At 74.5% G+C, this 6,585-nt stretch carries 5 protein-coding genes; all 5 read right to left on the bottom strand.

From position 1 onward, the window contains the following. Positions 1-170: 170 nt before the first annotated feature. The 5 genes from CG747_RS15900 to CG747_RS15880 all read right to left on the bottom strand — a co-directional run bounded on the left by CG747_RS15900 (position 171) and on the right by CG747_RS15880 (position 6,584). Positions 171-1,058, bottom strand: a complete 888-nt coding sequence (locus tag CG747_RS15900; RefSeq protein ID WP_257980451.1) for a DUF6039 family protein — start codon at positions 1,056-1,058, stop codon at positions 171-173. Between the two features lie 6 nt (positions 1,059-1,064). Beyond that, complete coding sequence (fabD, locus tag CG747_RS15895) at positions 1,065-3,353, bottom strand: ACP S-malonyltransferase (RefSeq protein WP_100602370.1); 2,289 nt, start codon at positions 3,351-3,353, stop codon at positions 1,065-1,067. Between the two features lie 24 nt (positions 3,354-3,377). Next, complete coding sequence (locus CG747_RS15890; protein WP_100602369.1) at positions 3,378-4,193, bottom strand: enoyl-CoA hydratase-related protein; 816 nt, start codon at positions 4,191-4,193, stop codon at positions 3,378-3,380. Between the two features lie 2 nt (positions 4,194-4,195). After that, on the bottom strand, positions 4,196-5,161 hold the full coding sequence (locus tag CG747_RS48015) for a DUF6039 family protein (RefSeq protein ID WP_180985555.1): 966 nt from the start codon (positions 5,159-5,161) through the stop codon (positions 4,196-4,198). Between the two features lie 82 nt (positions 5,162-5,243). Continuing rightward, positions 5,244-6,584, bottom strand: a complete 1,341-nt coding sequence (locus CG747_RS15880) for an alpha/beta fold hydrolase (protein ID WP_100602368.1) — start codon at positions 6,582-6,584, stop codon at positions 5,244-5,246. Position 6,585 lies beyond the last annotated feature (1 nt).

The following is a 6,585-nucleotide window of genomic DNA, read 5'->3' as shown; positions in this document are numbered from 1 at the left end:
GTGCTTGCTCCCCCAGGTGTGGGACCGGTGGACGGCCAGGTGAGCGGCCGCGCGGTGCCGGGTGCGAGGCCGGTGTGCGGCGCCGGTGTGAACCCTAGGAACAGCGCGCCCGCGGGCCCGCTCAGAAGTGAGCAGGCCCGCGGGCGTCGGGGCGGGGGGCGAGTGCGGCTCTAGTGGGCCTCCGCCAGGGGTGCGAAGGCGGTGTCGGTCATGGCGCCCTCGACGAAGAGCCGGTTCCAGGTGCCGCCGCCCTTCTCGGGCGCGATGATCTCGTCGAGGTAGATGGCGCGGGTCTCCTCGTCCATCCGCATGTGCATGTCGATCAGGTCGTAGTAGGCGTCGACGCTCTTCATGTGGATCAGCCAGTGGACCCGGTCGGCGGGCCCGAACGCCTCCTCGTAGAGGAAGGAGGAGGCGATGCCGGGCAGTCCGGTGGTGATGGAGGCGGTGATCCGGCGGGCGAAGAGCCGGGCCTCGGCGCGGAAGGCGTATTTGGGCTGCGCGCTGCGGTGGATGATCAGCCCGGAGTTGGCGGAGTGCCGGGTCCGCGCCGGGCTGATCGAGGTCTGCCGTTGGGCGGGCGGGACCCGCAGGTCGGGGGCGGCCGCGTCGATGACGGTGCCCTCGGGCAGTGCCTCGTCGGTGCCGTACATGCCCCAGTGCTGCGGGATGAGCGCGGTCTCGTGGAACGAGCCGTCGGTGAACCAGCCGTGCCAGTCGGCGTCGGCGGCCGGGCCCTCGTCGCCGTCGAGGAGCGGGGCGAGGGCGCGGTAGCCGCCGAGGGCGGGGAGGTGGATCAGCCAGTGCAGCCGGTCGCGGGTGCCGAAGGCTTCCTCGTGCACGGTGACGGTGGCCTGCCCGGCGTGTTTGGCGTTGAGGAACGCGGCCTGCTCCAGGGCGAGCCGGCGGCCTTCGGTGCGGTGGGCCTGCTTGAGCTGGGCGGTGCGCTGCACGATCACACCGCTGTTGGTGGAGTGGAAAACCGGGGGTGCCGGGGCGGCTTGGGTGGTCACCTGGTGCTCCTGTGGTGAGGGAACGTCATGACGGGCTGTACGCAGAACAGTTCAGGACGGGAGGCGGCGGGACAGGACGTCGGCGGCGCCGGTCATCAGACATGCGGCGATGGCGTCCACGTGGCGGTGGCGCCAGTCCTCCAGCGGGGTGCCGCGGACGACGTGGTTGAAGGCGCCGATCGCCGGGCCGCACTGGATCTGGAAGTTGACCTTCTGGGCCGGGTCGCCCTCCAGTGCCCAGCGGACCGAGCGGGCGAAGTACCAGCGGAAGACGAGCGCCATCTTGTGCTTGGGCGAACGCTCGGCCTTGTCGATCTCGGCGGCGCGTCCGCGGCCGAGGTGGTAGGCGCGGGTCTCGGCCCACACGTCGTCGAAGGTCCGCTTGAAGTAGGTCTCCTCGACCGAGCGCCGGGTGGCGGGGTCGATGGACTCCCAGCCGTCGTGGGCGCGGTAGAGCTGGTGGAGCTTGTTGCCGCGGGCGGCGAACAGGGTGCCCTTGCGGACGACCTGGACCCGGGCACCGATCTCGAACATGTCGCCGGCCGGGGCGTAGGCGGTGTCCTGGACGTCGAGTCCGGCGAGGATGTCCTTGACCGCGTCGGAGGTGCCGGCCTGTGGTGAGCACTGGTTGACGGTGCCGGTCAGCACGAAGTCCGCACCGAGGACGAACGCGGCGGCGACGGCCTCGGGGGCGCCGATGCCGCCGGCCGCGCCGACCCGGATCCGCTTGCGGTACCCGTGCCGGGCCATCGCCGCGTCGCGGTGCCGGAGCATGGCGGGGAGCAGGGTGAGCGCGGCGCCGCCGTCGGTGTGCCCGCCGGAGTCGGCCTCCACGCAGAGGTCCTCGCTGACCGGCAGTTCGGCGGCGATCCGGGCCTCCTCGTCGGTGAGCCGGCCGGCGGCGCGGAGCTTCGCCACGATCGGCTCGGGGGCCGGGCCCATGAAGGCGGTGGCGACCTCGGGCCGGGAGACCTTGGCGAGCACGTGGCGGACGGCGACCGGGCGGCCGTCGGGGCCGCGGTGGGCGCCGGTGTAGCGGAACTGGACGACGGCGGGGGTGAGTTGGGTGAATCCGGCGGCCTCGACGTGCCGGACGCCGTGCCGGAGGCAGCACGCGACGACCGCGTCCTCGTAGGCCGGGTCGTCGATCGCGTGCAGGAGGTTCATGCCGAAGCGGCCCTCCGGGCCCAGGGCGCGGGTCAGGGTGGTCAGCGCCTCCTCCACCCGCTCCAGAGTGAGGCCGCCCGCACCGAAGAAGCCCATCAGACCGGCCCGCGCCATCCGGATGACCAGGTCGGTGGAGGCGATACCGCGGAACATCGCACCGGCGAGGTAGGCGTAGCGGACGCCGTAGTCCTGGCGGAACGCGGCGCTGCCGAGGTCCTCGGCGCGCACCGGGGCGGACCGGGTCGGCGGGGCGGGCGGGGGCGCGGCGGCGGCCGGGGGTACCGCGGCCCGTTCCCGCACCGGCCGCCACAGCCCGGTCAGCACCCGGCCGGGCCCGACCTCCTCGATGTCGCTCACCCCGTCCGCGACCAGCCGGTCCATGATGCCGGTCCAGCGCACCGGATGGTCGATCTGCCGGGCGAGCAGCTCCGCGACCTGCCCGGGGCCGTACGGCCGGGCCGTGACGTTGGAGAGCACCGGCAGCCGCGGATCGCGGAAGGCGAACCCTTCGAGGAACCGGGCGAACTCCCGGGCGGCCGGGCGCATATGGCGGGAGTGGAAGGCGGCGCTGACCCGCAGCGGCACGCACCGCACACCGTCCCGCCCGGACAGCCGGGCGGCCACCTCGCGCAGGGCGTCCAGCGGCCCGGACAGCACGGTCTGCGCCGACCCGTTGTAGTTGGCGATGTCCACGCCGCCCACACCGGCCGCGCCGTCCGCGCCGGTCACTCCGGTCACGCCGGTCGCGCCGTCGGCGGCGAGCAGGGCGGCCAGCGCGTCGCCGTCCGCGCCGAGCACCGCCAGCATCCCGCCGCCCTCGGCACGGCCCATCAGCGCGCCGCGCTCCTTGACCAGCCGCACCCCGGTCGCGAAGTCGAAGCAGCCGGCCGCGAACAGTGCGTTGTACTCCCCCAGGCTGTGCCCGGCCAGGTGGCTGGGCTCGGGCAGTCCGGTCTCCCGGGCCAGGTAGGACAGCGCGTTGACGATGAACAGGGCGGGCTGGGAGAACTGGGTGCGGTCCAGCCTCCCGTCGCCGCCGGTGCGGCACAGCTCCTCGACGGAGTAGCCGAGGAGGGCGTCCGCCCGCTCGGTCAGGTCGGGGAAGCGCGCGAACAACTCCCCGCCCATGCCCTTGCGTTGGGATCCCTGGCCCGGGAAAACCAGTGCCACCATCGCGTCGTCCTCACTTGTCCGGGGCTACTCCCAGGGGAGCTGCCGTGCCGTGGTGTAGTCGGTGATCCGGCGCCGGGCGACGGGGGAGGCGACGGCCCGGGTGAACTCCGCGAGCGCGAAGGCGTCGGTCTCCTCGCCGGTGAACCACAGCGCCCGTGCGTACCGCTTGAGTTCGCCGATGGTCCGCGGGTCCAGACGGGTCAGCCGGACCAGCAGCCGGCGCACCGCCGCGTCCGGGTCCGGCACCACCTCGTCCACCAGCCGGAACTCCTCGGCTCGCCGGGCGGACACCGGCTGGGTGCTCAGCGCCATCGCGTACGCGGGTTGGAAGCCGGTACGGCGCATCAGCGCGGGCAGTACGCAGCACGGCAGCAGCCCCCACAGCGCCTCGGGCAGGCTGAACCGGCTGCGCTCGGTGGCCAGGACGAGGTCCGCGGCGGCGGCCAGCCCCACCCCGCCACCGGCGACCCGGCCGTCGACGGACGCCACCACCGCGACCGGGGCGGTGCCGAACCGCCGCATCAGGGCGAGGAAGGCGGCGCCGCCCTGGCCGGCGCCGGTGGCCGGGCCGCCGTCGGCCAGATCCGCACCGGCCTCGTCGAAGTCGAGTCCGGTGCAGAAGGTGCCGCCGGAGCCCTCGATGAGCAGCACCCGGCACTCCGGGTCGGCCACGGCCCGGTCGAGCGCCGCGGTCAGGGCGTCCAGCACCGGGCCGCTGAGGCTGTTCTGCCGGTCCGGGCGGCTGAGCGTGACGCGCAGGACGTGCGGCTCGGCGGTGAGGCGGACCGGCGGCCCGTCGGCGGGGCGGCTGCCGGTCCGGGGCGGGCGGCGGGTGTCCACGGTCAGAAGCCGATCGGGGCGCCGCCGTGCAGCGGGGTGAGCACGGTGTCGTGGATCGAGGCCGGGACGAAGGTCTGCTCCCAGCCTCCGCCGCCCTTGTGGGCGGGCACGAACTCCCGGCCGAACAGGGCCCGGTAGTCGGCGTCGGTGCGGCTCAGCTCGGTGAGCTTGCGGTACACGTCGAGGTTGTCGAGGTGGATCATCCAGTGGATCCGGTCCTGCTGCCCGAAGGTCTCCTCGTAGAGGTAGACGGTCAGCTCGCCGCCGAGCGCCCGGTTGACCTCGGAGGACCAGGCGAAGGCGAACTCCCGGGCCTCGTTGCGGAAGCGGTAGAAGGTCTGGGCGGTGCGGATGACGGTCAGCCCGCTGTCCGCGGAGCTGCGCAGGCGGCTGTCGGGGAGGCCGGTCTGGTGGCGGGCGGGCGGCACGAAGGTCGTCGCGTCCGCGTCGTGGTCGTGGTCGTGGTGGGCGCCGTCGTGGCCACCGTGGGCGGCGTCGTGACCGGTGTCGTGGTCGGCGTCGTGGTCGTCGAGGCCGTGCTGCGGGACGTACACCCGCTCCCGGAAGGAGCCCTCGACGAACATCCGCTCCCAGTTGCCACCCTGACGCTGCGTCAGGCGATCGGCCTCGGTGATCTCCTTGAAGGAGCGGTCGTGGTCGGCGATCTCCAGGAAGCGGCGGTAGTCGTCGGGCTTCTTCATGTGGATCAGCCAGTGCAGCCGGTCGACGGCGCCGAGCACCTCCTCGTGGACGAGGACGGTGGCGGTGCCGGCCATCACCTTGTTGAGGTGCTCGACGAGGTCCGCGGCGAACGCCCGGCCCTCGGTGCGGTAGGCGTGGTCGAGTTGGCCGGCCCGGTGGATGATGAATCCCGCGTTGCCGGAGTGCAGCAGGTCGCCGTCGGCGCCGGCGGGACCCGTCTGCGCCGCGCGGAACGCTCCCGTTGCCGCGCTCACCGTGTCGGTCATCGGTCAGTCCCCTTCTTCGTGCGACGGGCCGTGCGCGGCCCCGTATCGGATGACGCTAGGGAGGGGCGCCCTGCGGTGCCGCTCACAATTGAGCGGGGGTGCGGGGCGTCCCGGTGGGCTCGACCGCGCGCAGGAAGCCGGTCAGCAGTCCGGCGATCTCGCGCGGCCGGTCGTACATCGAGTGGTGGGTGGCGCCGGTGAGCTGCCGGTAGCGGGCGTCCGGGAAGCGGTCCACCGCCTGCGCCAGCCGCTCCGGCGACGCGATCCGGTCGTACGCGGCGCCCACGCACAGCACCGGGACCCGGACCTGCGGGGCGTGCGCCAGGGCGTCGTCGGCCCAGTAGTCGAGGAGCTGGCGGGCGTAGGCGGCGAGGACCGGGCCGGTGGCGAACGGGCGGCGCAGCTCCTCGTCGAGGGCGCGGGCCGGGCGCGCCAGCACCTCTTCGGCGAAGCGGCGCGGATCGGCCTCCGTGCCGGGGGCGGCGTCGGTCCCGGTGCTGGTGCCGGGGTCGGCGCCGCCCCCTCCGTCGAAGATCCGGCGGAGAGTGTCGGCCATGGCCGGCCGGGCCGCCACCGCCCGGCACAGTTCCTCCAGATTGCGCTCGTAGGAGGTGTCCGGTTCCCGCCCGCCGGCGTCGTCGGTGCGGCGGAACGAGCCGTGCAGCCAGACCATCGACCGCACCGCGTCCGGGCGGCGGCGGTGGAAGGCCATCGCGACCTTGGGGCCGGTGCACCAGCCGACGAGGTGGCAGGCGGTGGCGCCCTCGGCGACCAGCACCGCTTCGAGGTCGGCGGCGTGGTCCCGGACCCGCAGCGGCCGGGAACCGGGGGCGGTGCCCCGCGGCGCCCACGTCACCACGCGGTGCTCCTGGGCGAGTTGCCCCATCAGCGGGTACCACAGGGCGGGGCCCATACCGAGGGCGTTGAGGAGGACGACGGGCGGGGCGCCCTCCCGGCGGGGGCCGGCGGCGGCGTAGTGGAGCACGCCGCCCATGACGCCGGTCCGCTCCGGGGGACGGGCGGCGATCCGTTCGGCCGCCGCCCGGTCCAGGCGGTCGCGCTCCTGCTGGGCGGTGGCCACCGAGCGCAGTACGGCGGCGAGTTCGGGCTCCGGCGGGGCGGTGGCGGAAGCACCGGACGCGCCGGACGCGCCGGATCCGCCGGTCGCCCGCTCGGCGAGGAGCCGGTCCACGGCGGTCAGTGCCTCCGGCCCGTCGACCGGCTCGACGGTCAGGCCGTAGGCGTCCCCCAGCAGCCGGGCCAGGGTCCCGTCGGCGCCCGCCGGACCGCCGTAGCGGGCCAACAGGTCCCGGTCCAGGCGCAGCGGTCGGTCGGCGAAGTAGTCGGGGCTTTTGGCCCGGACCTCCGTGGCGGTGTCGTGCACCGCGTCCATCAGCGGACGCAGGCGCGTCGCGGCGTCCACC

The organism is Streptomyces sp. CB02959 (assembly GCF_002803155.1).
Lineage (GTDB): Bacteria > Actinomycetota > Actinomycetes > Streptomycetales > Streptomycetaceae > Streptomyces.
This window is presented reverse-complemented; position numbering and strand designations above follow the sequence as displayed.

Excerpts from the sequence above, each read along its gene's own strand:
- fabD (WP_100602370.1), bottom strand. The coding sequence starts at position 3,353 with ATGGTGGCACTGGTTTTCCCGGGCCAGGGATCCCAACGCAAGGGCATG.
- CG747_RS48015 (WP_180985555.1), bottom strand. The coding sequence starts at position 5,161 with ATGACCGACACGGTGAGCGCGGCAACGGGAGCGTTCCGCGCGGCGCAG.